This is a genomic window from Xanthomonas sp. BRIP62411 (assembly GCF_003993525.1).
In the GTDB taxonomy this organism is placed as follows: Bacteria; Pseudomonadota; Gammaproteobacteria; order Xanthomonadales; family Xanthomonadaceae; genus Xanthomonas; species Xanthomonas euroxanthea.
Map to the genome: position 1 here is coordinate 60,669 of NZ_QEZI01000008.1, position 25,279 is coordinate 85,947.

General features: G+C 66.8%; 18 protein-coding genes. 13 read left to right on the plus strand and 5 right to left on the minus strand.

Going from position 1 to position 25,279, the window contains the following annotated elements:
• Positions 1-421 precede the first annotated feature (421 nt).
• From mfd to EO139_RS04615, 8 genes are all read left to right on the plus strand, one after another.
• A complete protein-coding gene (mfd, locus tag EO139_RS04575) occupies positions 422-3,892 on the plus strand; it encodes a transcription-repair coupling factor (protein ID WP_126969514.1) in 3,471 nt (1,156 codons plus the stop codon).
• Positions 3,893-4,396: 504 nt separating this feature from the next.
• Complete coding sequence (locus tag EO139_RS04580; RefSeq protein WP_104583126.1) at positions 4,397-4,726, plus strand: STAS domain-containing protein; 330 nt, start codon at positions 4,397-4,399, stop codon at positions 4,724-4,726.
• 16 nt (positions 4,727-4,742) lie between these two features.
• Entirely contained in the window at positions 4,743-6,752 is a 2,010-nt protein-coding gene (locus EO139_RS04585; RefSeq protein ID WP_126969516.1) for a chemotaxis protein CheA, read from the plus strand.
• Positions 6,753-6,820: 68 nt separating this feature from the next.
• Positions 6,821-8,977 (plus strand): methyl-accepting chemotaxis protein, encoded by a 2,157-nt coding sequence (locus tag EO139_RS04595; protein WP_164739727.1) that lies wholly within the window; start codon positions 6,821-6,823, stop codon positions 8,975-8,977.
• A 10-nt stretch (positions 8,978-8,987) separates the two neighbouring features.
• Positions 8,988-9,515 (plus strand): chemotaxis protein CheW, encoded by a 528-nt coding sequence (locus EO139_RS04600; RefSeq protein ID WP_126969520.1) that lies wholly within the window; start codon positions 8,988-8,990, stop codon positions 9,513-9,515.
• A gap of 28 nt (positions 9,516-9,543) precedes the next feature.
• Complete coding sequence (locus tag EO139_RS04605; RefSeq protein WP_126969522.1) at positions 9,544-10,827, plus strand: EAL domain-containing response regulator; 1,284 nt, start codon at positions 9,544-9,546, stop codon at positions 10,825-10,827.
• Between the two features lie 2 nt (positions 10,828-10,829).
• Positions 10,830-11,636: a protein-glutamate O-methyltransferase CheR gene (locus EO139_RS04610; RefSeq protein ID WP_126969524.1), complete on the plus strand. Its 807-nt coding sequence runs from the start codon at positions 10,830-10,832 to the stop codon at positions 11,634-11,636.
• A complete protein-coding gene (locus tag EO139_RS04615) occupies positions 11,633-12,772 on the plus strand; it encodes a chemotaxis response regulator protein-glutamate methylesterase (protein ID WP_164739765.1) in 1,140 nt (379 codons plus the stop codon). The genes EO139_RS04610 and EO139_RS04615 overlap by 4 nt, the downstream gene beginning before the upstream one ends.
• A gap of 25 nt (positions 12,773-12,797) precedes the next feature.
• Here the strand turns inward: EO139_RS04615 and EO139_RS04620 are convergent, their stop codons facing one another.
• The 4 genes from EO139_RS04620 to gpmA all read right to left on the minus strand — a co-directional run bounded on the left by EO139_RS04620 (position 12,798) and on the right by gpmA (position 18,080).
• Positions 12,798-14,360 carry a phospholipase D family protein gene (locus EO139_RS04620; RefSeq protein WP_126969528.1) on the minus strand — a complete coding sequence of 521 codons (1,563 nt, stop codon included), beginning with the start codon at positions 14,358-14,360 and terminating at the stop codon, positions 12,798-12,800.
• A 154-nt stretch (positions 14,361-14,514) separates the two neighbouring features.
• A complete protein-coding gene (locus tag EO139_RS04625; RefSeq protein ID WP_104583147.1) occupies positions 14,515-16,614 on the minus strand; it encodes a M13-type metalloendopeptidase in 2,100 nt (699 codons plus the stop codon).
• Between the two features lie 243 nt (positions 16,615-16,857).
• Entirely contained in the window at positions 16,858-17,175 is a 318-nt protein-coding gene (locus EO139_RS04630; RefSeq protein WP_104648276.1) for a hypothetical protein, read from the minus strand.
• 155 nt (positions 17,176-17,330) lie between these two features.
• Complete coding sequence (gpmA, locus tag EO139_RS04635) at positions 17,331-18,080, minus strand: 2,3-diphosphoglycerate-dependent phosphoglycerate mutase (protein ID WP_104583120.1); 750 nt, start codon at positions 18,078-18,080, stop codon at positions 17,331-17,333.
• 102 nt (positions 18,081-18,182) lie between these two features.
• Between gpmA and nfi the strand changes: the two genes are divergently transcribed.
• From nfi to EO139_RS04650, 3 genes are all read left to right on the plus strand, one after another.
• Positions 18,183-18,896 carry a deoxyribonuclease V gene (gene nfi / locus EO139_RS04640; RefSeq protein WP_126969530.1) on the plus strand — a complete coding sequence of 238 codons (714 nt, stop codon included), beginning with the start codon at positions 18,183-18,185 and terminating at the stop codon, positions 18,894-18,896.
• A 199-nt stretch (positions 18,897-19,095) separates the two neighbouring features.
• Positions 19,096-19,986, plus strand: coding sequence for a pirin family protein (locus EO139_RS04645; protein ID WP_119127871.1), 891 nt, complete (start codon positions 19,096-19,098; stop codon positions 19,984-19,986).
• Between the two features lie 253 nt (positions 19,987-20,239).
• Complete coding sequence (locus EO139_RS04650; protein ID WP_104583117.1) at positions 20,240-20,701, plus strand: hypothetical protein; 462 nt, start codon at positions 20,240-20,242, stop codon at positions 20,699-20,701.
• Between the two features lie 256 nt (positions 20,702-20,957).
• Here EO139_RS04650 and EO139_RS04655 read toward each other — a convergent pair whose 3' ends face one another.
• Positions 20,958-21,815, minus strand: coding sequence for a pirin family protein (locus tag EO139_RS04655; protein ID WP_126969532.1), 858 nt, complete (start codon positions 21,813-21,815; stop codon positions 20,958-20,960).
• 232 nt (positions 21,816-22,047) lie between these two features.
• Between EO139_RS04655 and EO139_RS04660 the strand changes: the two genes are divergently transcribed.
• A complete protein-coding gene (locus tag EO139_RS04660) occupies positions 22,048-24,120 on the plus strand; it encodes a carbon starvation CstA family protein (protein WP_104648104.1) in 2,073 nt (690 codons plus the stop codon).
• Positions 24,120-24,344, plus strand: a complete 225-nt coding sequence (locus EO139_RS04665) for a CstA-like transporter-associated (seleno)protein (RefSeq protein WP_016904074.1) — start codon at positions 24,120-24,122, stop codon at positions 24,342-24,344. Before EO139_RS04660 ends, EO139_RS04665 begins: the two co-directional genes overlap by 1 nt.
• Positions 24,345-25,279: the final 935 nt, after the last annotated feature.

Here is a 25,279-nt window from a genome sequence, read left to right on the forward strand (position 1 = left end):
GCACCGTGGTCTGCTGTTCCGACAAGGAAGCGTTCCCCTAACGCTGACCGATCAACGGATACGCCTTTTAAGCAACCAACCAGCCAACTGTCTGGTGCGGTGCCCTCACCGATTGCGGGACCGTGTGGCGGCATGGATGCCGCCACCGAGCCCCCAGGGATGGGTTCACGGCGTGTCCCGCAAGCGGTGAGGGCACCGCACCCTCGACCGACTGGGCTTTTGACTGGGTTTTCGATTGGGCTTTTGACTGCGCTTGCGACTGCAACTGGTCCACCGGCGTGCTGGCCCAGGCGGTGCCCGGTACGAGCAAGTCGATAGCTAAAGCAGGACCGTGCAGCGCGCTTCTGCGCAGGTGGCCCGACGCCGGCTTTCACACCGGATGGACCGGGCGTGGTGGGTGCTCTGATAAAATTGCCGGCTGATGCCGTCGCCAACCACCTTCCCCTCTCCGCCGCTGCCCAAGTCCGGCCAGCTCCGCGCCTATTGGCGCGCTCCGTCTTCGCCGACTACGCTGGCCTGGTCGATCGCAAGGGCTGCCGAGGCGCATGCCGGCCCGCTGCTGGTGATCGCACGCGACAACCAGAGCGCGCATCAGATCGAGGCGGATCTGCACGCCTTGCTCGGCGAGCACGCCACGTTGCCGGTGGTGCCGTTTCCCGATTGGGAGACCCTGCCCTACGACCAGTTCAGCCCGCACCCGGAAATCATCAGCCAGCGCCTGGCGGCGCTGCATCGGCTGCCCGCGCTGACCCGTGGGGTGGTGATCGTGCCGGTGCAGACGCTGATGCAGCAGCTGGCACCGCTGAGCTATATCGTCGGCGGCAGTTTCGATCTGAAGGTCGGCCAGCGGCTGGACCTGGATGCGGAAAAACGCCGGCTGGAAAGCGCCGGTTACCGTAACGTGCCGCAGGTGATGGACCCGGGCGATTTCGCGGTGCGCGGCGGCTTGCTGGATGTGTTTCCGATGGGCGAAGCCACGCCGTTGCGGATCGAGTTGCTGGACGAGGATATCGACTCCATCCGCGCCTTCGACCCGGAATCGCAGCGCTCGCTGGACAAGGTCGAGGCCGTCAAGCTGCTGCCCGGCCGCGAAGTGCCGATGGACGATGCCAGCGTGGAGCGCGTGCTGGCCTGCCTGCGCGAGCGTTTCGACGTGGACACCCGGCGCAGCGCGCTGTACCAGGACCTGAAATCGGGTCTGGCGCCGTCGGGCGTCGAGTATTACCTGCCGATGTTCTTCAGCAAGACCGCCACCTTGTTCGATTATCTGGACAAGCGCGTGTTGCCGCTGGTCGCCACCGGTGTCTCCAATGCGGCCGATACGTTCTGGGCGCAGGCACAGGACCGCTACGAACAGCGCCGCCACGACGTGGAACGCCCGCTGCTGACGCCGGACGAGCTGTATCAATCGCCGGATGCCTTGCGCGAGCGGCTCAACAAGCTGGCGCGCATCGAAGTCTGGGCCAGCGATCATCCGCGCATCGACGAGGCCGCCGCGCTGGGCGACCAGCCCTTGCCGCCGCTGCCGGTGGCGGCAAAGGACGCGCCGGCCGGCCAGGCGCTGTCCTCGTTCCTGGGCCATTACCCCGGCCGCGTGCTGGTGGCCGCCGATACCGCCGGCCGGCGCGAGGCCTTGATGGAAGTGCTGGCCGCCGCGCAGCTGAAGCCGGAGGTCGTCGCCGACCTGCCCGCCTTCCTGGCTGCCACCAAGCTGCGCTTCGGTATCACCGTGGCGCCGCTGGAAGACGGCTTTGCGCTGGACACCCCGCAGATTGCGGTCCTGACCGAGCGCCAGCTGTTTCCCGAGCGCGCCAACCAGCCGCGGCGCAGCCGCCGGGTCGGGCGCGAACCGGAAGCGATCATCCGCGACCTGGGCGAGCTGTCCGAAGGCGCGCCGATCGTGCACGAAGACCACGGTGTGGGCCGCTACCGCGGGCTGATCGTGCTCGATGCCGGTGGCATGCCCGGCGAGTTCCTGGAGATCGAATACGCCAAGGGCGACCGCCTGTACGTGCCGGTGGCGCAGCTGCATCTGATCAGCCGCTATTCCGGCGCCTCGGCCGAGACCGCGCCGCTGCATTCGCTGGGCGGCGAGCAGTGGACCAAGGCCAAGCGCAAGGCGGCCGAAAAGGTCCGCGACGTGGCGGCCGAATTGCTGGAGATCCAGGCGCGCCGGCGTGCCCGCGCCGGGCTGGCCTTGCAGGTGGACCGGGCGATGTACGAGCCGTTCGCGGCCGGCTTTCCGTTCGAGGAAACCGGCGACCAGCTGGCCGCCATCGATGCGACCCTGCGCGACCTGGGCAGCAGCCAGCCGATGGACCGCGTGGTCTGCGGCGATGTCGGCTTCGGCAAGACCGAGGTCGCGGTGCGCGCCGCCTTTGCCGCCGCCAGCGCCGGCAAGCAGGTTGCCGTGCTGGTGCCGACAACGCTGCTGGCCGAGCAGCATTACCGCAATTTCCGCGACCGCTTCGCCGACTACCCGATGAAGGTGGAAGTGCTGTCGCGCTTCAAGAGCACCAAGGAAATCAAGGCCGAGCTGGAGAAGGTGGCCAGCGGCGAGATCGACGTGATCATCGGCACGCACCGGCTGCTGCAGCCGGACGTCAAGTTCAAGGACCTGGGCCTGGTCGTGGTCGACGAAGAGCAGCGCTTCGGCGTGCGGCAGAAGGAAGCACTCAAGGCGATGCGCGCCAACGTGCATCTGCTCACGCTCACCGCAACCCCCATCCCGCGCACGCTCAACATGGCCATGGCCGGGCTGCGCGACCTGTCGATCATCGCCACCCCGCCACCGAACCGGCTGGCGGTGCAGACCTTCATCACTGCCTGGGACAATGCGCTGCTGCGCGAGGCCTTCCAGCGCGAACTCAGTCGCGGCGGGCAGCTGTACTTCCTGCACAACGATGTGGAAAGCATCGTGCGCATGCAGCGCGAGCTGTCCGAACTGGTGCCGGAAGCGCGCATCGGCATCGCCCACGGGCAGATGCCCGAGCGCGAGCTGGAGCGGGTGATGCTGGATTTCCAGAAGCAGCGCTTCAACGTGTTGCTGTCGACCACGATCATCGAGTCGGGCATCGACATTCCCAACGCCAACACCATCATCATCAACCGCGCCGACCGCTTCGGCCTGGCCCAGCTGCACCAGCTGCGCGGCCGCGTCGGCCGCTCGCATCACCGCGCCTACGCGTATCTGGTGGTGCCGGATCGGCGCTCGATGACCTCCGATGCGGCCAAACGCCTGGAAGCGATCGCCTCCATGGACGAGCTCGGCGCCGGCTTCACCCTGGCCACGCACGATCTGGAAATCCGCGGCGCCGGCGAGCTGCTGGGCGAAGACCAGAGCGGGCAGATGGCCGAGGTCGGTTTCAGCCTGTACACCGAGCTGCTGGAACGCGCGGTACGCAGCATCCGCCAGGGCAAGCTGCCGGATCTGGATGCCGGCGAGGAAGTCCGCGGTGCCGAGGTCGAGCTGCATGTGGCCTCGCTGATTCCCGAGGATTACCTGCCGGACGTGCATACGCGGCTGACGCTGTACAAGCGCATCTCCAGCGCACGCGATGCCGATGCATTGCGCGAATTGCAGGTGGAGATGATCGACCGCTTCGGCCTGCTGCCGGACCCGGTCAAGCACCTGTTCGCCATTGCCGAACTCAAGCTGCAGGCCAATGCGCTGGGCGTGCGCAAGCTGGACCTGGGCGAGAACGGCGGCCGGCTGGTCTTCGAGGCAAAACCGGCGATCGACCCGGTGGCGGTGATCCAGATGATCCAGAAGCAGCCGAAGATCTACACGATGGACGGCCCGGACAAGCTGCGCATCAAGCTGCCGCTGCCGGAAGGCGCGGACCGCTTCAACGCCGCGCGCGGCCTGCTGACGATGCTGGCGCCAAGATGAGACCGCGCTGCGGTCGGCTGCGCCTGCCTTGGGCGCCGCGCCCGGCCTGATGACGCCAGCACGCGCCGACCGCGTTGCAGGCACTGCGCACAGTGCCGCCGATCCAATGCGGCAGTTCCGCTAAAGCCATGCCCCTTGCGCTGCCGGTACAGGAGGCAGGCGACCTGTCTGGTGCGTCGTTGCTGCGGCCACCGTGCACCGCCTCACGCCGCAGGCACTCAAGAAGCCGACGGGAACGCGGCGATCTGTCCTGCGGGACTGTCCAGGACATTGGTGTCCTGAGCCTGCTTGCGACAAAGCTGAGCAATTAATGCCCAGGCAGTGATGGCCTTCTCAAATTCGTCACTGCACTGAATTTGGCCTAAATATTCCTGTCACGCGCCGATACCTGCATGGACCGGCGTGATCTCCGTGTGCAGCACTGCCCACGCAAGCCCACGCCGGAGCGACCTTCTTCCGCGTCATGGCACGCAACCGTGCGCCATCGCATCGCTTGAGGCATCAATGAACACGCCACTGTCCGATCTACCCGCGCCGCTGACGCTTGCCCTGGAAGGCGAGATGACCATCCGTCGCGCTGCCGAACTCAAGCCGCTGCTGCAGCCGGCCTTGCTGCATCCGGGCGGGCTGCATCTGGACCTGGGGGCGGTCAGCGAGATCGACACCACCGGCCTGCAGTTGCTGCTGGCGACCAAGCAGGCGATCCAGGCCGATGGCCGGCCGTTCTCGCTGACCGATTCCAGCCGCGCGGTGGTCGATGTGATCGAACTGCTCGGCCTGCTCGAAGCGCTGTACCCGCATGCGGTTGCGGGTCTCGGCGAACGCATTCACTAAGGGACCGGCGACACGCATGGACATGAACCAGCTGATGCAGACCTTCCTGGCCGAAAGCCGGGACCTGCTCGAAGACATGGAACGTCACCTGCTCGAAGCCGAGCGTGGCGAATCCTCGCCCGATGCGGTCAATGCGATCTTCCGTGCGGCGCACACCATCAAGGGCTCGGGTGGATTGTTCGATCTGCCGCAGCTGGTCGGTTTCACCCACGTCGTGGAAAGCGTGCTGGACCTGGTACGCGACGATGCACTGACGCTGAGCTCGGAACTGATCGCGCTGCTGCTGGTGTGCTGCGACCACATCCACGCCCTGGTGGAAACCGCGGCCGATCCCGCTCACGCCGATGCCGACGCCCTGACTGCAGAGGCCGAGCCCCTGCTGGCGCAACTGCAGACCTACCTGCAGGTCAGCGCCTGCGGTGTCACTGCCACGGCCGTCCAGCACAACACCCCGGAGAAACAGAGCGGTTACTGGCGCATCACGCTGAAATTGTTCGCCGATGCGCTGCGCTACGGCAATTCGCCGCTCAAGCTGATTCGCAACTTGCGCGGGCTGGGCTCGGTCGAGTCGATCAATACCGATGTCAGCGGGCTGCCGAGCTTCGAAGCGCTGGATCCGGAAGCCAATTACCTGGGCTTCCGGATCCTGCTGCGCAGTGATGCCGACCGTGCCGCGATCGAGGACGTGTTCGAGTTCGTACGCGAGGACTGCGACCTGGAGATCATCTCGGTACCGGCACCGATGGACGCCAGCGCCGTGCTTGCAGACGAGCCGGTCGTGGCTGCGGCCGCGCCGGTTAGCGGCGTGCTGGCGGCCGTGCCGGCCGCAGCGTCGGCACGTCCGCAGCAGGACACCGGCGCACGCAACGCCGACGCGCGCTCGATCCGCGTGGATGCCGACAAGCTCGATCGCATGATCGACCTGGTGGGCGAACTCATCATCGCGGTGGCCGGCACCAACGCCAACGCGCAGCGCACCGGCGATGCACAGCTGCTGGAATCGGCCTCGATCCTGGCCGGCCTGGTGGAAGAGGTGCGCGAAAGTGCCCTGCAACTGCGCATGGTCAAGATCGGCGGCACCTTCAGCCGCTTCCAGCGCGTGGTGCACGACGTGGCGCGCGAACTCGGCAAGGACATCGCGCTGGTCGTGGCCGGCGAAGACACCGAACTGGACAAGTCGGTGGTGGAAAAGATCGGCGACCCGCTCACCCATCTGGTGCGCAACGCCATGGATCACGGCATCGAACCGGCGGAGGTGCGCGTGGCACGCGGCAAGCCCGCACGCGGCACCGTGGGCCTGAATGCCTATCACGACTCCGGCAGCATCGTCATCCAGATCACCGACGACGGTGGCGGTCTGAATCGCGACCGCATCCTGGCCAAGGCGCTGGAACGCGGGCTGATCGAGCCGGGCCGCCAGCTCAGCGACCGCGAGGTATTCGCGATGATCTTCGAGCCGGGGTTTTCCACCGCCGAAAAGGTCACCAACCTGTCCGGCCGCGGCGTGGGCATGGACGTGGTCAAGCGCAACATCACCGCGCTGCGCGGCACCGTGGAGATCGACAGCACCGCAGGCCTGGGCACCACCATTTCGGTGCGGCTGCCGCTGACGCTGGCCATCATCAACGGCTTCCAGGTCGGCGTCGGTAAATCGGTGTTCGTGGTGCCGCTGGACGTGGTGGAGGAATGCGTGGAATTCACGCCCGACTACAGCAGCGACTACATCGACCTGCGTGGCAGCGTGCTGCCGTATGTACGCCTGCGCGAGCTGTTCGCGCTCGGCGGCAAGACGCCTGCGCGCGAGAGCATCGTGGTGATCCGCCAGGGTACCCAGCGCTTCGGCCTGGTCGTGGACACCTTGCTGGGCGAATGGCAGACCGTGATCAAGCCGTTGTCCAGGGTCTTCGCACAGGTCAAGGGCATCAGCGGTTCGAGCATCCTGGGCAGCGGCGATGTCGCGCTGATTCTCGACGTACCCAGCCTGCTGCAGCAATTGCATCCAAACCAGGACGCCCTGGCGGCCTGAGTCACCACACAAGCACTCCCCACATCACCGCCTCGTTCGTTGTTCCCTGACCCCAGGAAGCTGCCGCCATGTCACACCGTCTTCCGATCGCCACGCAGTTGTGGTTCACCGCCGCCCTCGCCCTTGCCTTGCCTGTCGTGGTGGTGGTCGCCGGCTTTGCGCTGACGCTGTCACACGGCGCCCTGCTCGCCGCCAGCGTCTTGGCCGCACTCGTCAGCGGTGCGTTGCTGCTCCATGCGATCCGCATCGCGACCGGCTCGCTGGAGCTTGCCACCACCACGCTGGATGCATTCGCGCGTGGCAACTTCGCCGTCGCCCTGCCGCAGCTGCGCGACGAGCAGGCCTGCGAGGTGCTGCGTGCGCTGCGCAAGGTGCAAGGCAACATCGCCCACGTCAACGAGGAGATCAACCGCGTCTCGCAGGAACACGATGCCGGCGAGATCGATGCACGCATCGACGTGGCGCGTTTCGACGGCGACTTCCGCACCATGGGCGAAGGCATCAACCGCATGGTCGCCAGCCACATCGCGGTCAAGAAGCAGGCAATGGCGTGCGTGGCCGAGTTTGGCCGCGGCAACTTCTCCGCCGAGCTGGAACGCCTGCCGGGCAAGAAGGCCTTCATCAACGAGATCGTCGAGCAGATCCGGGGCAACCTCACCGGCATGGTCGCCGAGGTCAACCGCATGGCGGCCGAGCACGACGCCGGCGATATCGACGTGGTCATCGACACCCAGCGTTTCAGCGGCGATTTCCGCCGCATGGCCGAAGGCATCAATGCGATGGTGGCCAGCCACATCGCGGTCAAGAAGCAGGCCATCGCCTGCGTGGCCGAGTTCGGCCACGGCAACTTCACCGCGCAGCTGCCGTTGCTGCCGGGCAAGAAGCGCTTCATCAACGAAACCCTGGAACAGGTGCGCGGTAACCTCACCGGCCTGATCGCCGAGATCAACCACATGTCGGCCGAGCACGAGGCCGGCGACATCGACGTGGTGATCGACAGCAGTCGCTTCGACGGCGATTTCCGCAGCATGGCCACCGGCATCAACCAGATGGTGGGCGCGCATATCGCAGTCAAGAAACTGGCGATGGGCGTGGTGGCCGAGTTCGGCCGCGGCAACTTCGAGGCACCGCTGGCGCAGCTGCCGGGCAAGAAGGCCTTCATCAACGACACCGTGGAGCGCGCGCGCGGCAACCTGCGCAGCATTTCCGAAGTGATCCAGGTGATGGGCGCAATGGCCGACGGCGACCTCACCCACACCGTGGAAGGCCGCTACGAAGGCGCGTTCGCCGACATGCAGCGCTACGTCAACACCACCATGAGCCGGCTGACCGAGATCGTCGATGAGGTCAACCGCAACGCCGAGAACCTGGCCAGCGCCTCCGAACAGGTCAGCGCCACCGCCCAGGCGCTGGCCCAGGCCGCCAGCGAACAGGCTGCCGGCGTGGAAGAGACCAGCGCCTCGCTGGAACAGATGACCGCCTCCATCGCGCAGAACACCGAGAACGCGCGCGTCACCGACAGCATGGCCGCCAAGGCCGCCAGCGAAGCCGCCGACGGCGGCGACACCGTGCGCGCCACCGTGGTGGCGATGAAGGACATCGCCAAGAAGATCGGCATCATCGACGACATCGCCTACCAGACCAATCTGCTGGCGCTCAATGCCGCCATCGAGGCCGCGCGTGCCGGCGAACACGGCAAGGGCTTTGCGGTGGTGGCGGCGGAAGTGCGCAAGCTGGCCGAGCGCAGCCAGATCGCCGCGCAGGAGATCGGCGAGGTGGCCGGCTCCAGCGTGGACCTGGCCGAAAGCGCCGGCCGCGTGCTCGGCGAGATGGTGCCCTCGATCCGCCGCACCTCCGACCTGGTGCAGGAAATCGCCGCCGCCTCCGAGGAACAGACCGCCGGCGTCAGCCAGATCAACACCGCCGTCGGCCAGTTGAACCAGACCACGCAGTCGGCCGCGGCCAATGCCGAAGAACTGGCCGCCACCTCGGAGGAAATGAGCGCGCAGGCCGAACAGCTGCAGCAGTTGATGGGCTTCTTCCGGCTCGGCAACGGCTCGCGTGCGACGGCATCGCCCAGCAGCAAGCCTGGGCCGCGCCGGATCGCAACGCATGGCAGCAGCACCGCGGTCAGTGCACCGCCGCGTCGCAGCAACGTGCGCCAGATCAGCGCGGTGGCGACCACCGCCGATGCGATCGACGAATCGCAGTTCGCCAGCTTCTGAGGAAACGACGATGCAACCGCACAGCGCAGCCATCACCACCACACGCACCGTTGCGCCGTCATCGACGGCACCGCAGCAATACCTGACCTTTCTGCTGGGCACGGAGATGTTCGGCCTGGGCATCCTCGGCATCAAGGAAATCATCGAATACCGCGCGCCCACCGACGTGCCGATGATGCCGCCGGCCCTGCGCGGCGTGATCAACCTGCGCGGCGCGGTGGTGCCGGTGGTGGATCTGCAGCAACGCTTCGGCCGCAACGCCAGCGCGATCACCAAGCGCAGTTGCATCGTAATCGTGGAGATCGCCCATGGCCATACGCATCAGGTGCTCGGCCTGCTGGTGGACGCGGTGAGCGAAGTGCTGGAGATCGCACCCGACGCCATCGCCGGCGCCCCCAGTTTTGGCGCCGGCATCGCACGCGAATGCATCCATGCGATGGCCAGGATCGGCGAGCGCTTCGTGATCCTGCTCGATGCCGACGCGGTGCTGGGCAACGACGCACTCGCCCAGCTGCCTGTCGCCGAGCTGGCAGCCTGACATGTCCAGCATGCACGCAAGGACTCCCATGCGCCCCACCCTTCTCTCCTGCAGCTGCGCGCTGGACGGCCCCGTGTTGGTCGTCGACGACAGCGTGGTCCAGCGCGAACACGCGATGGCGCTGTGCCGCCAGCTCGGCGCCGTCGCGGTCGATGGCGCGGTCGACGGCCACGCCGCGCTGGCCTGGCTCGGCAGTGCGATTTCACCATCGCTGCTGCTGATCGATCTGGAAATGCCGGGCATGGACGGCGTGCAGCTGCTCGATGCGCTGGCACGCGGCAAGTACAGCGTGCCGGTGGTGGTGGTCTCGCAGCGCGGCGGCGCCTTGATCGATGCGGTGATGCAGCTCAGCCGCAGCGCCGGGGTGCGCGTGCTCGGCGGCATCGAAAAGCCGATGCATCTGCAGGACCTGGCCAATGTGCTGGAGTGCGAACCGGGGCTGGCCACGAACGCGCCTGCGTTTGCACAGCCGGCGATATCGCCGCTGATGTCCAGCGGTGGCGCGGCGGCATCGCGGCTGGACCGGGCCATGCGCCGCGGCGAAATCCGCGTGGCCTACCAACCCAAGCTCGATCTCAGGGATGGTCGCCTGCGCGGTGTGGAAGCACTCGCGCGCTGGCGCCGCCCGCAAGGCGACATGATTGGGCCGGAGCGCTTCATTCCGCTGGCCGAACGCGAAGGCCTGATCCATGCCTTGACCCAGCAGGTGATCGACATGGCGGTCGCGCAACTGGTGGACTGGCGCGCAGAAGGCCTGGAGCTGAGCCTGGCGCTGAACCTGTCGCCCAACCTGCTCGGCGAGCAGGGCTTTCTCGAACAGCTGTGCGGCAAGCTGGGCGACAACGGCCTGAGCCCTGCCGATCTGGTGCTGGAACTCACCGAAAGCGCCATCGTGGAGCCGGCCAATGCCTTGAGCATGCTGGCGCGCCTGCGCCTGCACGGCTTCGGCCTGTCGATCGACGACTACGGCACGGGGTTTTCCTCGCTGCAGCGCCTGGCCAGCATTCCCTTCACCGAACTCAAATTGGATCGCAGCTTCGTGCATGCCGCACATCGCAGCCGCAGTCAGCGCACCGTGCTCGAATCCACGCTGGAACTGGCCCACCGGCTCGAACTCACCGCCGTGGCCGAAGGGGTGGAAACGCCGGAGGACTGGCGCCTGCTGCGCGAGCTGGGCTGCGACCTGGCACAGGGCTACCTGATGGGCTCGCCGATGCCCGGGCCGATGCTGTCGGAATGGTGGCGCGAACACGCCGTGCGCATCGCACGCCTGTGCGGCAACGCACTGCCCAGCGATGCGGATGTCGCCTGACCATGAGCACAGCCACCGCCATCACCGAACAGGAGTTCGGCCGCTTCCAGCGCTTCATCTTCGAAGCGGCGGGCATCAGCATTTCCACCGGCAAGAAAGCCATGTTGTGCGGCCGGCTGGGCAAGCGCCTGCGCGAACACCAGTTCAGCACCTACACGCAGTACCTGCAGTTGCTGGAAAGCCGCCAGGACCGCGCCGAGATCCAGACCGCGATCGACCTGCTGACCACCAACGAAACCTACTTCTTCCGCGAGCCCAAGCACTTCGAGCTGCTGCGCAAGCTGGCCGGCGAACATCGCGGCGGCCTGCCGTTCCGCTGCTGGAGCGCGGCCAGCTCCAGCGGCGAAGAGGCTTACAGCATGGCGATGGTGCTGGACGACAGCTTGCAGGGACGGCCGTTCGAAGTGGTCGGCAGCGACATCAGCACCCGCGTGCTGGCCAAGGCGCGCACCGGGCATTACGCCCTGCAGCGCATCGACGGCATTCCGCAGCCCTATCTCAAGCGCTATTGCCTGCGTGGCCAGGGCGAATACGACGGCACCTTGCTGGTGGAACGCCGCCTGCGCGACCGGGTCAAGTTCGTGCATGCCAACCTCAATACGGCCTTGCCGATGCTGGGCAGCTTCGATGCGATCTTCCTGCGCAATGTGATGATCTATTTCAATGGCCAGACCAAGCGCGAGGTCATCCTGCGTGTGCTGTCCAACCTCAAATCGGGCGGCTATTTCTGCATCGGTCATTCGGAGAGCCTGAGCGAACTCGACATCGATCTGGTCCAGGTGGCACCCTCGATCTTCCGCAAGGCCTGAGCCAAGGATCCGCCGTGTCGACCGTCTTCAACCGCCCTGCCGCCAGCCCCATTGCCCGCACCGATGCCATCAAGGCCATGGTCGTCGACGACTCGGCGGTGGTGCGCCAGGTGCTGGTGGGCGTGCTCAACGACGCGCCCGACATCGAGGTCATCGCCACCGCGGCCGACCCGCTGCTGGCGATCGAGAAGATGCGCAAGCAATGGCCGGACGTGATCGTGCTGGATGTGGAAATGCCGCGCATGGACGGCATCACCTTCCTGCGCAAGATCATGAGCGAACGCCCCACCCCGGTGGTGATCTGTTCCACGCTCACCGAAAAAGGCGCACGCGTCACCATGGATGCCCTGGCCGCCGGTGCGGTGGCCGTGGTGACCAAACCGCGCCTGGGGCTGAAGCAGTTCCTCACCGACTCGGCCGACGAACTGGTCAATACCGTGCGCAGCGCCGCACGCGCCAACGTCAAGCGGCTGGCCGCGCGGGTTGCCGCAGCGCCGCTGGAAGCGGAGGTCAAGCACACCGCCGATGTGATCCTGCCGGCGCAAAGCGGGCGCGCGCTGGCGCAGACCACCGAGCGCATCGTCGCCATCGGCACCTCCACCGGGGGCACCCAGGCGCTTGAGGAAGTACTGACCGCGTTGCCGCGCGTCTGCCCCGGCATCGTGATCGTGCAGCACATGCCGGAGAAATTCACCGCCGCCTTCGCCGCGCGCCTGAATGGCTTGTGCCAGATCGCAGTGAAAGAGGCCGCCAACAACGACCGGGTGATGCCCGGCCGCGCGCTGATCGCGCCCGGCGGCAAGCATCTGCTGCTGCGCCGCAGTGGCGCGCAATATTTTGTCGAAGTGATGGAAGGCCCGCCGGTCAACCGGCACCGTCCGTCGGTGGATGTGCTGTTCCGCTCGGCCGCGCGCGCGGCCGGCAGCAACGCGCTGGGCATCATCATGACCGGCATGGGCGACGACGGCGCCGCCGGGCTGCTGGAAATGCGCCAGGCCGGCGCGCGCACGGTGGCGCAGGACGAACACACCAGCATCGTGTTCGGCATGCCCAAGGAAGCGATCAAACGCGGCGGCGCCGACCGCATCCTGCCGCTGGGCGCGATGGCGCGCGAGATCGTGACGCAGCTGCAGTAGCGCGCCGCACGCGCAAACGGTGCAATTACAACTGCGACTCCAACGGCAACCAGCCCATCACCGCCGCCGCGCCACGCCGCCACACGCTCGCGGCCGGCTCTTGCGACCACACCTCGGGCGGTTGCGCCGCATCGTCGTGCCAGCGCAGCGCGCCCTGCTCCAGGGTCACGCGGTAACTCACCGGCGCACCGATCTTGCGGTTGTAGACCTGCTCCAGCTGCGCGGCCACTGCGCGGTCGTTGAACAGCAGGCCCATCTCGGTATTGAGGTTCATCGAGCGCGGATCCAGATTGAACGAGCCGATGAAGCCGCTGCTGTCGTCCACCACGAACGCCTTGGTGTGCAGGCTGGCCCCGCTGGAGCCGAACAGGCTGCCGTCCGGCTTGCCCATCGGCTTGAGCTCGTGCAGGCGCACGCCTTGCATGAGCAGGGGCACCCGGTAATCGGTATAGCCGCTGTGCACGGCAACCACATCGTTTGCCGCCAGCGAGTTGGTCAACACGCTCACGCGCACATTGCGCCGACGCAACGCGCCGATCCAGCGCATGCCGTCCTCGCCCGGCACGAAATACGGCGAGATCACCTTCAGTTCGCGCTGCGCATGCGCCATTTCGCCGATCAACACCGGCGTCATCCAGTCCGCCTGCGGCGGTGCGCCCTCGGCCTTTTCCGGCGGGTCGGAAACGATGCGCGCCTGGTCCAGCCACTGCACCTGGCGCTGGCCCTGCGTCAACGCCTGCACGCTGGGCGACTGGCGCAGGCGCTGCACATACGGATGCGCGCGTGCCGACTCCAGGCCCGCATCCAGGCTGCCGCGCAAGGCATCCAGCGCCTGCGGCTTGGCGGTCACCAGCGCAGCCAGCGGCAGGGCATTGGGGCTGTTCCAGTACGCATCGAAGACCTGCTCGGCCTGGCCCACGGCCGGCCCCATCAGTGCCGCGTCCATGTCCATGAAATTGGTGTCGCGCGCCGCATCGAAGTATTCATCGCCCACATTGCGGCCACCCACCACCGCCATCCGGCCATCGGCAATCCAGGCCTTGTTGTGCATGCGCCGGTTGATGCTGAACATGCGCAGCACCATCTCCACCCCGCGCATCAGCGTGCCTTCGCGCGCACGGGTGGGATTGAACAGACGGATCTCGATCATCGGGTGGCTGTCCAGCGCCGCCAGCACCGAATCGCTGCCATGGATGTTCATGTCGTCCAGCAGCAGGCGCACGCGCACGCCGCGATCGGCCGCATGCAGCAGTTCGTTGTGCAGCAGGTTGCCGGTGAAGTCGGCATGCCAGATGTAGTACTGCAGATCCAGGCTGCGCCCGGCCGCACGCGCGGTGAGCGCACGCACCGCGAACGCATCGACATTGTCGGGCAGGATCACCATGCCGGTCTGACCGGCATGTGCCTGCTGCAGCGGCGCGACCACCTGATCGATCGGCGTGGCGATCGCCGTGGCAGGCAGCGCGTGGCTCACCGCACCACGCTGACGATCGGCAAAGCGTCCGTAGCCGTACAGCGACAGCACGCTGCCCAGCAGGAGCACCAGCGCACCGATGCCCACCCATTTGATGATTTTTCGCTTCGCCACTGCCGCCCCCGTGTTGCAGAGCGCGGCAGTCTAGACGCTGCACCTGCATGTCGATGTGCAGACGCAAGCGCACAAGCGAGCTCGACAAACGCGCAAAAACAGCGGGTTTCCCGGCGCGGACTGTCGCAACAGTCCGCGCCGGATGCGATGCCGCTTACCAGATCGCAACGCGATCCTTGTCGCCACGCACCATCGCATCGCCCGGCTTGCACTGGAACGCCTGCGCAAATGCCGGCATGTTCGACGGCGCACCATTGGCGCGGAAATTGGCCGGCGCATGCGGGTCGGTGTTCAGGCGCACGCGCAATTCGCCGTCGGTGAAGTTGCGGCGCCACACCGTGGCCCAGTTCATGAAGAAGCGCTGGTCCTGCGTATAACCGTCGATGTCCTTGTTGGCGCCGGGCTGTTCCTTCAATGCCATCTGCAGCGCGTCATAGGCCACGGTCAGGCCACCGAGATCGCCGATGTTCTCGCCCAGGGTCAGCTTGCCTTTGACGTTGACGCCAGGAATCGCCTCATAGCCGTCGAACTGCGCCACCAGCTGGTCGGTGCGCTGGGTGAACAGCTTGCGGTCCGCATCGGTCCACCAGGTATCGAAGTTGCCCTTGGCATCGAACTGGCTGCCCGAGTCGTCGTAGCCATGCATCATCTCGTGCCCGATCACCGCGCCGATCCCGCCGTAATTCAATGCCGGGTCGGCCTTGGGGTCGAAGAACGGCGGCTGCAGGATTGCCGCCGGGAACACGATCTCGTTGCGGGTGGCGTTGTAGTACGCATTGACCGTCTGCGGGGTCATATGCCACTCGCGCTTGTCGACCGGCTTGCCGATCTTGTCCAGCATGTAGCGATAGTTGAATGCCTGCGCGGCCTGCATGTTGGCCAGGAATCCGTCACCCCGGGTCTCCAGGCCCGACCAGTCGCGCCACTGATCCGGGTAGCCGATCTTGGGCGTGAAACTGGCCCACTTCTCCAGCGCGCGCTGCTTGGTTTCCGCGCTCATCCAGTCGAGCTGTTCCAGCCGCGCCTTGAGCGCCACCGAGAGGTTCTGCACCAGCTGCTGCATCTGCTGCTTGGACTCGGCCGGGAATGCGGACTGCACGTACAGCTGGCCCAGTGCCTCGCCCATCGCCTCGTTGACCGCATTCAAGGTGCGCTTCCAGCGCGGCAGCATGTCCTGCTGGCCACGCAGCGTCTTGGCATAGAAATCGAAGTTGGCCTGCTCGAACGGCTTGGCCAGATACGGTGCCGCCTCGTCCACACTGTGGAAACGCAGGTAGGCCTTCCAGGTTTCCACCGGCGTATCGGCCAGCATCGCATCGAGTTCGGCGAAGTAACCCGGCTGGCTCAGCGAGAACGTCCCCGCCGGCACCTTGAGTGCGCTGAAGAACGCCTGCCAGTCGAAATGCGGTGTCACCGCGTTGGCACCGGCCACATCGACCGGGTTGTAGCGCTTGGCCGGGTCGCGCAGTTCGATGCGCGACAGCGAGGCGGCGGCCAGGCGGGTTTCGAACGCCATCACCGCCTTGGCCTGCGTGGCCGCCTGCGCGGCGGGAATGCCGGACAACTCCAGCACGCGCGCGATGTAGGCCACGTACTGCTCACGGATCCTGGCCTGCGCCGGATCGGTGTAATAGCCCTTCTCGGGCAAGCCCAGACCGCCCTGGCCTGCGTAGGCGATCATCTGTTCGGAATGCTTGTAGTCGGCATTGGCGCCGAACGAGAACAGGAAGCCCTGGCCCTTGGCATAGCTGTCGCGCAACCACGCGGCGATGGACGGCGCATCGGTCAGCGCATCGATCGCCTTGAGCTGCGGCTGCAGCGGCGTGATGCCGGCCTTGTCGATCGCCGCTTCGTCCGAGCCGGTGCGCCACAGGTCGGCGATCTTGGCGTCCACCGAGCCGGCCGACAGGTTGCCGCGCGCCAGTTGCTCCACCAACGCGTGCTGGATGGTCAGCGAACGCTCGGCCAGCACCTCGAAACTGCCCCAGCTGGTGCGGTCCGACGGCACCGGGTTGGCCTTGAGCCACTTGGCGTTGACGAAGCCGTTGAGGTCCTGGCACGCGTTGATGGCCGGATCCAGGTCGTTGATGCCGAAGGCCACGATCGGCGCATCGAGCTTGGACACATCGACCCTGGTCGGCGCGGCCGGCGGTGCAGCCGGTGCCGGCCTGGCGGTGTCCTCGGAGCGGCCACACGCCGAGAGCGTCACCGCGATGGCCACCGCAAGCGACAGTGGCGCGAATTTGCTCAACATCTTTCCATTCTCCAAGGCATGCGACCGCGCCATGCGCAGTCAAAAAAGTAGGCAATCAGCGCAGACGCACCAACCACGTCATCATTGCAACGGCACCGCAACGTCCTGACGTCCGCTGCCGCGCCCTATCGAAGAGCACACGTCCCACAACGCGCTACGCGTGGCCTGGGCACATGCCACCGCTGTTGCCGCCGCAGAAACCGCCCCGGCAATCCGGCGCAGCAGCAGCGCCATCGACTGCGGTCATTTGCGCGCGTACAGCGGTGCCATCACCAGGTACACCGGATACGCCAGCACCATCAGCACCAGCGCGACCTCATGCCCGGACGCCGCCTCCGCCCAGGACTCCATCCGTCGCGACGGCCCCCAGAAACCGAACGCCAGCAGCGCCACACCCACGATGCCGACCAGCAGCGCCAGGCCCAGCGCCGAACCGGACACACTGCCCCGGGCCAGCAACGCGAACGCAGCGCCGCCACCGCCCAACAGCAGCCCCAACGTCACCAGATACGCGCGGCAGTAGGTGGCACTCATCTGTTGCCTTTTCCGCTTGCTGGACATCATGTCTCCCCTGCAAGAACCCGCGCATGCGCACCTGCCCGATCCACCAACAGGCGCGCACGCGTGTCAAATCCGCACGCGTCAATCGAGCGCGCGCCGCAAACTCCACGCCATGCTGCGCGCCATGCACGCAGCGTGGCCAGCGGATGCGGCGATTACTTCGCCTTGCCCTGATTGGCCACCGCGTCGGCGGCACGCTTGGCCGCTTCCGGGTCGCCCAGGTAGCGGAAGCTTTGCACCTGCAGGGTGTCGTCCAGCTCGAACAGCAACGGGATGCCGGTCGGGATGTTGAGCTCCAGGATCTGCTCGTTGGAGACCGCGTTGAGGTACTTGTACAGCGCACGCAGCGAGTTGCCGTGCGCGGTCACCAGCACGGTCTGCCCAGCCTTCAACTGCGGTGCGATCGCGTCGTGCCAGTACGGCAGCACGCGCACCAGCGTGGTCGCCAGCGACTCGGTACCCGGCAATGCATTGCGATCCAGCGTGGCGTAGCGACGATCGTGACACGGATGCCCCGGATCGTTGACGTCCATCGCCGGCGGCGGAATGTCGTAGGAACGGCGCCAGATCTTGACCTGCTCTTCGCCGTGCTTGGCCGCGGTTTCGGCCTTGTCCAGCCCCTGCAGGCCACCGTAGTGGCGCTCGTTGAGGCGCCAGCTCTTGGACACCGGCAACCAGTCCTGGTCCAGTTCCTTCAACGCACCCTGCAGCGTATGGATGGCGCGCTTGAGCACCGAGGTGTGCGCCACATCGAACTGCAGCCCTTCGTCCTTCATCAGCTTGCCGGCCGCAGCGGCTTCCTGGCGGCCTTGTTCGGTGAGTTCCACATCCACCCAGCCGGTGAAACGGTTGTCCAGGTTCCATTGGCTCTGGCCATGGCGCAGCAGTACGAGTTTACGGGTCACTACGGTTCTCCGATTGGGGCCGATCAGCCTGCGATTGTAACGGCAGCCAGCGCATCGCAGGCGTGCACGAGACCGCCACGGCCAGCGCGCGATGCTGCGGCCATGCAAACGATCGATCCCGTCTTCGCCGGTTGGGATGGCAGCGTCATCCAGGCGCGACAGTTGCAACAGCAACTGGCACACCGCGTGGTGCTGCAGGACCCGCTCGGCGCAACACCGCAACTGTTCGCCGGCTTCGACGTGGGCTTCGAAGACGACGGCCAGACCACGCGCGCGGCCGCGGTGCTGCTGGATGCAGACACGCTGATGCCGCTGGAAACGCACGTCGCGCGGGTGCCCACGTCGATGCCGTACGTGCCGGGCCTGCTCAGCTTTCGTGAGCTGCCGGCCTTGTTGCAGGCGCTGGCACTGTTGTCGCGCCCCCCGGATCTGGTCTTCATCGACGGCCAGGGCATCGCGCATCCGCGCAAGCTCGGCATCGCTGCGCACTTTGGCGTGGTGACCGGCCTGCCCAGCATCGGCGTGGCCAAGCAACGCCTGGCGGGCAGCTTCGTCGCGCCGGGGCCCGAGCGCGGCGACCACAGCCCGATCCTGCTGGGTGGCACGCAGATCGGCTGGGCGCTGCGCAGCAAGCCACGCTGCAATCCGCTGATCGTCTCGCCTGGCCACCGCGTCTCGATGCAGGGCGCGCTCGACTGGACGCTACGCACCCTGCGCGCCTATCGCCTGCCCGAGCCCACGCGCCTAGCCGATCGGCTGGCCTCGCGGCGCGGCGAAATCGCCCTGCACAGCGCCGCCTCCGGACAGCTGTTCTAGCGCGCGGCGGCCAATCGCGATCAACCGTGCGCGTGCCTGCCTCTGTCGTCTGCAACCGCCCATCTCGGCACGCTCGTTCAGGCCGCCAGCACGCCGCGCAGCGACTGTCTCCGGGACGATCCGTCTTGGTGAAGCGCTCGCCAGGCCGCGCGCGCACATGCAAAGCTGGTGTCCATTCGACTTGATCAGAGCCGCCGCCATGACCACCTTGATCGCTCCCCGCGTGCATGACATCGGCGGGCTGGAAGTGCGCCGCGCCGTGCCCACGCTGCAGGCGCGCAGCGTCGGCCCGTTCGTGTTCGTCGACCATATGGGCCCGGCAGTGCTGGAGCCCGATCACGGCATCGACGTGCGCCCACATCCGCATATCGGCCTGGCCACGGTGACCTTCCTGTGGTCCGGCGAGATCGGCCACCGCGACAGCCTGGGCTCTGACCAGGTGATCCGCCCCGGCGACGTCAACTGGATGACCGCCGGCCGCGGTATCGCCCATTCCGAGCGCACGCCGGCCCCCGAGCGCGCCCGCACGCATGCGCTGCACGGCATGCAGACCTGGATCGCGCTGCCGCGCTCGGCCGAAGAGACCGCGCCCGCCTTCCATCACCACGCCGCCGCCAGCCTGCCGCAGCAACGCCGCGCTGGTGTCTGGCTACGCGTGATCGCCGGCCGCGCGTACGGCGAGGAATCGCCGGTACAGGTGTTCAGCGGCACGCTCAACGTCGCGCTGGATCTGCAGCCGGAGGCGGAGATCGACCTGGACACCGGCCACGCCGAACGTGCGCTCTACATCCTGGAAGGCGAGGCGCAGCTGGATGGCACCGACGTGCCCGCGCGCCACCTGATCGTACCCTCGCCCGGCAGCCGCGGGCGCCTGCGCGCCAGGACGCCGCTCAAGGCGATGCTGCTCGGCGGCGAGCCGCTGGATGGGCCGCGCCACCTGTGGTGGAACTTCGTCTCCAGTTCCAGGGAGCGCATCGAGCAGGCCAAGGACGATTGGCAGGCCGGCCGCTTCGGCCGCATTCCCGGCGACGACAAGGAATTCATTCCACTGCCGCAAACCCCGGCGCCCAAGCCGGTCAACTACCCCTGACCGCAGCCGGCAGCCCGGCAGTGCCGCGCTGCCCACCCAGGTCTCGCAACGGGAGTGCCCGCGCGCACGACCGATTGCAGCCCAACCTGCGAATTGCGCTTGAGCTTGCAGCCCCACCTGTGGTAGTGATGTCGACATAGGTTGGGGACAGGTTGCGTGCGGGCACAGCCGGGCGGGGAGCGCACGGGCTGATGCCGCGACACGGTCAACAACGCTGTCCCTGCGCAGACATCCAACGCCGGGGAACACTTGAATGAAGTCCGCATCCTGCCTTGTCGGCCTGAGCCTGCTGTTGGCCGCCGCCACCGTTCACGCCCAAACCTCACCGGTCTGCCCACCGTTGCCGCCAGCCTCGGGGCTGCAGTGGAGCGAGCTTTCAGGTGCGGACTATCTGTTCTGCAAGGCCTTGACTGCAGACGGTCGCCAGGTGATGGGCGTGATGCTGACCACGCGCGACCCGGCAATGACGCTGGCGCGTGACCGCCGCGCGGAGAAGGGCCAGATCCAGCAGGAAGACTTTTACTGGTACAAGCTCGACTTGGGCGGCCGCGAGCTGCCGGGCATGGAATCGCGCCGCGTCACCGTGGTCGAGCTGGGCAAGAAACGCTATGCACAGCTCTGGATCGACGGCGCCAGCACCGAGGAGCTGGCCTCGATGCAATCGCTGGTGCAGAACATGGATCTGCAGCCCGCCAGCCTGGCCTTGCAGCGCTGACGCAACCGGTAGTGAAGCGCCAGGTCATGCCGACCTGATGCGGTCCGGCGCGCGCCAGCTGCGTACACGCCGTTGCATGCCCGGCGCGTCTGCGCTTGCACATGCCTGCTGCAACCCCCGACGCGTCGCCGTCACCCCGTAGTTGCCGTATCGGCGCGCACCTCGTCGGTGCGCAGCCGATGGAGCGGGCAGATGTCGGCCACCTCCAGCAGGCGGTCACTCACGCCGCTCTCGTACGCGTGGCGCGAGCGGCCGGTTAAAACCGGCCTTCCTGGAAGTCGACGAAGGCCTGCATCAATTCCTGCCTGGTGTTCATCACGAACGGGCCGTGCCGCATCACCGGCTCGTTGAGCGGGCGGCCCGCCACCAGGATCAGCTGCGCGCCGTCGGCACCGGCCCGTAGCGTCAGGCGCTCGCCACCGCCCAGCACCGCCAGTTCCTGCGCCGGCAGCGTACGCGCGGCATCGCCCTCGCCCACCGTCACCGCACCTTCAAAGGCGTAGGCAAACGTGTTGTGGCCGCTGGGCAGCACATAGTCCCAGGACGCCTCCGGTGCCAGTGCGATATCCAGGTACACCGGCTCGGTGGCCGGTTGCACGATCGGGCCGCGCACCTGGCCCACGGCTCCGGCGATCACCTTGACCGTGACACCGGGCGCCGGCTGCGCGACCGGGATGCTGTCCGGTGCGTACTCCTGATACCTGGGGTCGGTCATCTTGTCGCGCGCCGGCAGGTTCACCCACAGCTGGAAGCCGCGCATGCGCCCGGATTCCTGCTCCGGCATTTCCGAATGGATCAGCCCGCGGCCGGCGGTCATCCACTGCACGCTGCCCGGGGTCAGCAGGCCTTCGTTGCCGTGGTTGTCCTTGTGGCGCATGCGCCCGTCCAGCATGTAGGTCACCGTCTCGAAGCCGCGATGCGGGTGGCTTGGGAAACCGCCGATGTAGTCCTCGGCCTTTTCGGTGCCGAACTCGTCGAGCATCAGAAATGGGTCCAGATCCGGCAGCTGCTGGGTGCCGATGACGCGGGTCAGCTTGACGCCGGCGCCGTCGGAGGTCGGCATGCCGCGGATGGTGCGCAGCACATGCGCCGCTGTCGTGGTGGGGGTGATCATTGCGTGATCCCTGTGCAGTGGGTCGGTGCACCAATGATGGGTGCGCCTGCTGCAACGCCCAACCACGGCCGCTGCAACCGATCGTTCCAATCGTCGGCCTCCTATGGCGGGCGCTAGCGCATCGTGTACCCAAATACTCTACGACCAAAGTTTTACCCTGCCGCGGAACGCTGCCATTGACCGCAGCCTGGCACGGGGGGACCCTTGGGCGAATCGTTCCTGAGGGGCATGCATGAAAGGGTTCTCGAAGCTGGCCTGGGGCGCGCTGGCGCTGCTGGCCGCGTTCTGTCTGGGTACCGTAGCGCTGCGGCGTGGCGAGCACATCAATGCGCTATGGATCGTGGTGGCGGCGGTGTCGATCTATCTGATCGCCTACCGCTTCTACAGCCTGTTCATCGCCGACAAGGTGATGCAGCTGGACGTGACCCGCGCCACGCCGGCGGTGGCCAACAACGACGGCCTGGACTACGTGCCCACCAACAAGCACGTGCTGTTTGGCCACCATTTCGCCGCGATCGCCGGCGCCGGGCCCCTGGTCGGCCCGGTGCTCGCCGCACAGATGGGCTACCTGCCCGGCCTGCTGTGGCTGGTGGTCGGCGTGGTGTTCGCCGGCGCGGTGCAGGACTTCGTGGTGCTGTTCCTGTCCAGCCGCCGCAACGGCCGCTCGCTGGGCGATCTGGTGCGCGAGGAAATGGGCCAGGTGCCCGGCACCATCGCCCTGTTCGGCGCCTTCCTGATCATGATCATCATCCTGGCGGTGCTGGCGATGGTGGTGGTCAAGGCGCTGGCCGAAAGCCCATGGGGCATGTTCACCGTCATCGCCACGATGCCGATCGCGCTGATGATGGGCGTGTACATGCGCTACATCCGGGTCGGCAAGATCGGCGAGATTTCGGTGGTCGGCCTGATCCTGTTGCTGGGTGCGATCTGGCTGGGCGGCAAGGTCGCGGCAGATCCGAGCTGGGGCCCGGCATTCACCTTCACCGCCAAGCAGATCACCTGGATGCTGATCGGCTACGGCTTCGTCGCCTCGGTGTTGCCGGTGTGGCTGCTGCTGGCACCGCGCGATTACCTGTCCACCTTCCTCAAGATCGGCACGATCCTGGCACTGGCGATCGGCATTGTGGTGGTCATGCCGGACCTGAAGATGCCGGCACTGACCCAGTTCGCGTCCACCGGCGACGGCCCGGTGTGGAAAGGCGGCATCTTCCCGTTCCTGTTCATCACCATCGCCTGCGGCGCGGTCTCCGGTTTCCATGCGTTGATCGCCTCGGGCACCACGCCCAAGCTGCTCGCCAACGAAGGCCACATGCGCTACATCGGCTACGGCGGCATGCTGATGGAATCGTTCGTGGCGGTGATGGCGCTGGTGGCCGCATCGATCATCGAGCCGGGCATCTACTTCGCCATGAACAGCCCGGCCTCGCTGGTCGGCAGCGACACGGTGGCCGTTGCGGCCAAGGTGTCCGAGTGGGGCTTTGCGATCACGCCCGAGGTGCTGGAAGCCACGGCGCGCGACATCGGCGAGCACAGCATCCTGGCACGCGCCGGTGGTGCGCCCACCCTGGCGGTGGGCATCGCGCAGATCCTGCACCATCTGCTGCCGGGCGAAGACACCATGGCGTTCTGGTACCACTTCGCGATCCTGTTCGAAGCGCTGTTCATCCTGACCGCAGTGGATGCCGGCACACGTGCGGGCCGCTTCATGCTGCAGGATCTGCTGGGCAACTTCATCCCGGCACTGAAGAAGACCGAATCGTGGACCGCCAACATCATCGCCACGGCCGGCTGCGTGGCGCTGTGGGGCTATCTGCTCTACACCGGCGTAATCGATCCGTTCGGCGGCATCCAGACCCTGTGGCCGTTGTTCGGCATCTCCAACCAGATGCTGGCCGGGATCGCGCTGATGCTGGGCACGGTGGTGCTGTTCAAGATGAAGCGCGACCGCTACGCCTGGGTCACGCTGGTGCCGGCGTTGTGGCTGCTGATCTGCACCACGTATGCGGGGCTGATCAAGATCTTCGACAGCAACCCGGCGCAGGGCTTCCTGGCGCAGGCGCACAAGTACCAGGACGCCATCGCCGGCAACACCATCACCGCGCCGGCCAAGACGGTGGCGCAGATGCAGCAGATCGTCACCAATGCCTACGTCAACACCGGGCTGACGGTGCTGTTCCTGTTCGTGGTGGGATCGATCCTGGTCTACGCGGTCAGGACGATCGTGATTGCGCGCCGCAATCCGCAGCGCAGTGATCGCGAAACCCCGTACGTGGCCTTGCAGCCACACCAGATGGCGGACCTGTAATGGGCACCCAACTCGTTCTTGCCAGCCAGTACCAGGTGCATCGCCGCATCTGGCGGCGCCTGATACAGACCGCCCGCCTGTGCTGCGGCATTCCCGATTACGACAACTACGTGCGCCACATGCTGGAAAAACACCCCGATAAGCCGGTGATGGACTACCCCACCTTCTTCCGCGAGCGCCAGGACGCGCGTTACGGCGGCAAGAGCGGGTTTCGCTGCTGCTGACCGGATGACCGGGCAGGTGGCGAGTCGGAATGCAGCAGGGCGCGATGCAAATCGCGCCCTGCTGCGTTGATGGCTTGGGGTTGGCCGCAGGGAGTCCTCTCGCACTCACCAGCGCGGACACGCCGCAAGCACGGGCGGCCGATGGATGGCCTTGCCGATGGATCAGTTGTAGGGCGGGTGATCTGCGGCCTCGCTGCAGGGCCCTTGCCCGCCCGCCGCTGCGGGACACGCCGCAAGGCAGGGCGGATGATGGACGGCCTTGCCGATGGACCAGTTGGAGGGCGGGGTGATCTGCGGCCTGGCCGCCCGGCCTTGCCCGCCCGCCGCTGCGGGACACGCAGCAAGGCCGGGCGGCCGATGGACGGCCTTGCCGATGGACCAGTTGGAGGGCGGGGTGATCTGCGGCCTGGCCGCCCGGCCTTGCCCGCCCGCCGCTGCGGGACACGCAGCAAGGCCGGGCGGCCGATGGACGGCCTTGCGGATGGATCAGTTGTAGGGCGGGTGATCTGCGGCCTGGCTGCAGGGCCCTTGCCCGCCCACCATCGCGGGACACGCCGCAAGTACGTCCTTGTAGGCTCTGGCGCGGCATCCATGCCGCTCAAGGTCCCGCGACGGTGGGCGGGCAAGGACCAGTCAAGAGGGTCGGTGTGCGTGGTTGCGAGCGGGACATGACGTGCGTTGGTCGGATCAGGGGGCATCCGATCAGCTTTCAGGCGCACGCCGAGCAACAGCCAGACTTCAGTAGAGCAACCCAAGACTTCCCAGTGTCTTGAGGTAAGCCTGGCAACACGCAGGTTTGCAACCGACCACCGACCAAGCGTCTGGTGCGGTGTCCTCGCCGGTTGCGGGACCGTGTGGCGGCATGGATGCCGCCACCGAGCCTACATCGACGTACTTGCGGCGTGTCCCGCGAGCGGTGAGGACACCGCGCCCTC

What these genes read in the sequence shown, in the direction of transcription:
- EO139_RS04600 (WP_126969520.1), top strand. Translation starts at nt 8,988, where the DNA reads ATGCAACCGCACAGCGCAGCCATCACCACCACACGCACCGTTGCGCCG.
- EO139_RS04665 (WP_016904074.1), top strand. Translation starts at nt 24,120, where the DNA reads ATGGGCACCCAACTCGTTCTTGCCAGCCAGTACCAGGTGCATCGCCGC.
- EO139_RS04595 (WP_164739727.1), top strand. Translation starts at nt 6,821, where the DNA reads ATGTCACACCGTCTTCCGATCGCCACGCAGTTGTGGTTCACCGCCGCC.
- EO139_RS04630 (WP_104648276.1), bottom strand. Translation starts at nt 17,175, where the DNA reads ATGTCCAGCAAGCGGAAAAGGCAACAGATGAGTGCCACCTACTGCCGC.
- nfi (WP_126969530.1), top strand. Translation starts at nt 18,183, where the DNA reads ATGCAAACGATCGATCCCGTCTTCGCCGGTTGGGATGGCAGCGTCATC.
- EO139_RS04645 (WP_119127871.1), top strand. Translation starts at nt 19,096, where the DNA reads ATGACCACCTTGATCGCTCCCCGCGTGCATGACATCGGCGGGCTGGAA.
- EO139_RS04660 (WP_104648104.1), top strand. Translation starts at nt 22,048, where the DNA reads ATGAAAGGGTTCTCGAAGCTGGCCTGGGGCGCGCTGGCGCTGCTGGCC.
- EO139_RS04625 (WP_104583147.1), bottom strand. Translation starts at nt 16,614, where the DNA reads ATGTTGAGCAAATTCGCGCCACTGTCGCTTGCGGTGGCCATCGCGGTG.
- EO139_RS04605 (WP_126969522.1), top strand. Translation starts at nt 9,544, where the DNA reads ATGCGCCCCACCCTTCTCTCCTGCAGCTGCGCGCTGGACGGCCCCGTG.
- mfd (WP_126969514.1), top strand. Translation starts at nt 422, where the DNA reads ATGCCGTCGCCAACCACCTTCCCCTCTCCGCCGCTGCCCAAGTCCGGC.
- EO139_RS04610 (WP_126969524.1), top strand. Translation starts at nt 10,830, where the DNA reads ATGAGCACAGCCACCGCCATCACCGAACAGGAGTTCGGCCGCTTCCAG.
- EO139_RS04580 (WP_104583126.1), top strand. Translation starts at nt 4,397, where the DNA reads ATGAACACGCCACTGTCCGATCTACCCGCGCCGCTGACGCTTGCCCTG.
- EO139_RS04655 (WP_126969532.1), bottom strand. Translation starts at nt 21,815, where the DNA reads ATGATCACCCCCACCACGACAGCGGCGCATGTGCTGCGCACCATCCGC.
- EO139_RS04585 (WP_126969516.1), top strand. Translation starts at nt 4,743, where the DNA reads ATGGACATGAACCAGCTGATGCAGACCTTCCTGGCCGAAAGCCGGGAC.
- EO139_RS04650 (WP_104583117.1), top strand. Translation starts at nt 20,240, where the DNA reads ATGAAGTCCGCATCCTGCCTTGTCGGCCTGAGCCTGCTGTTGGCCGCC.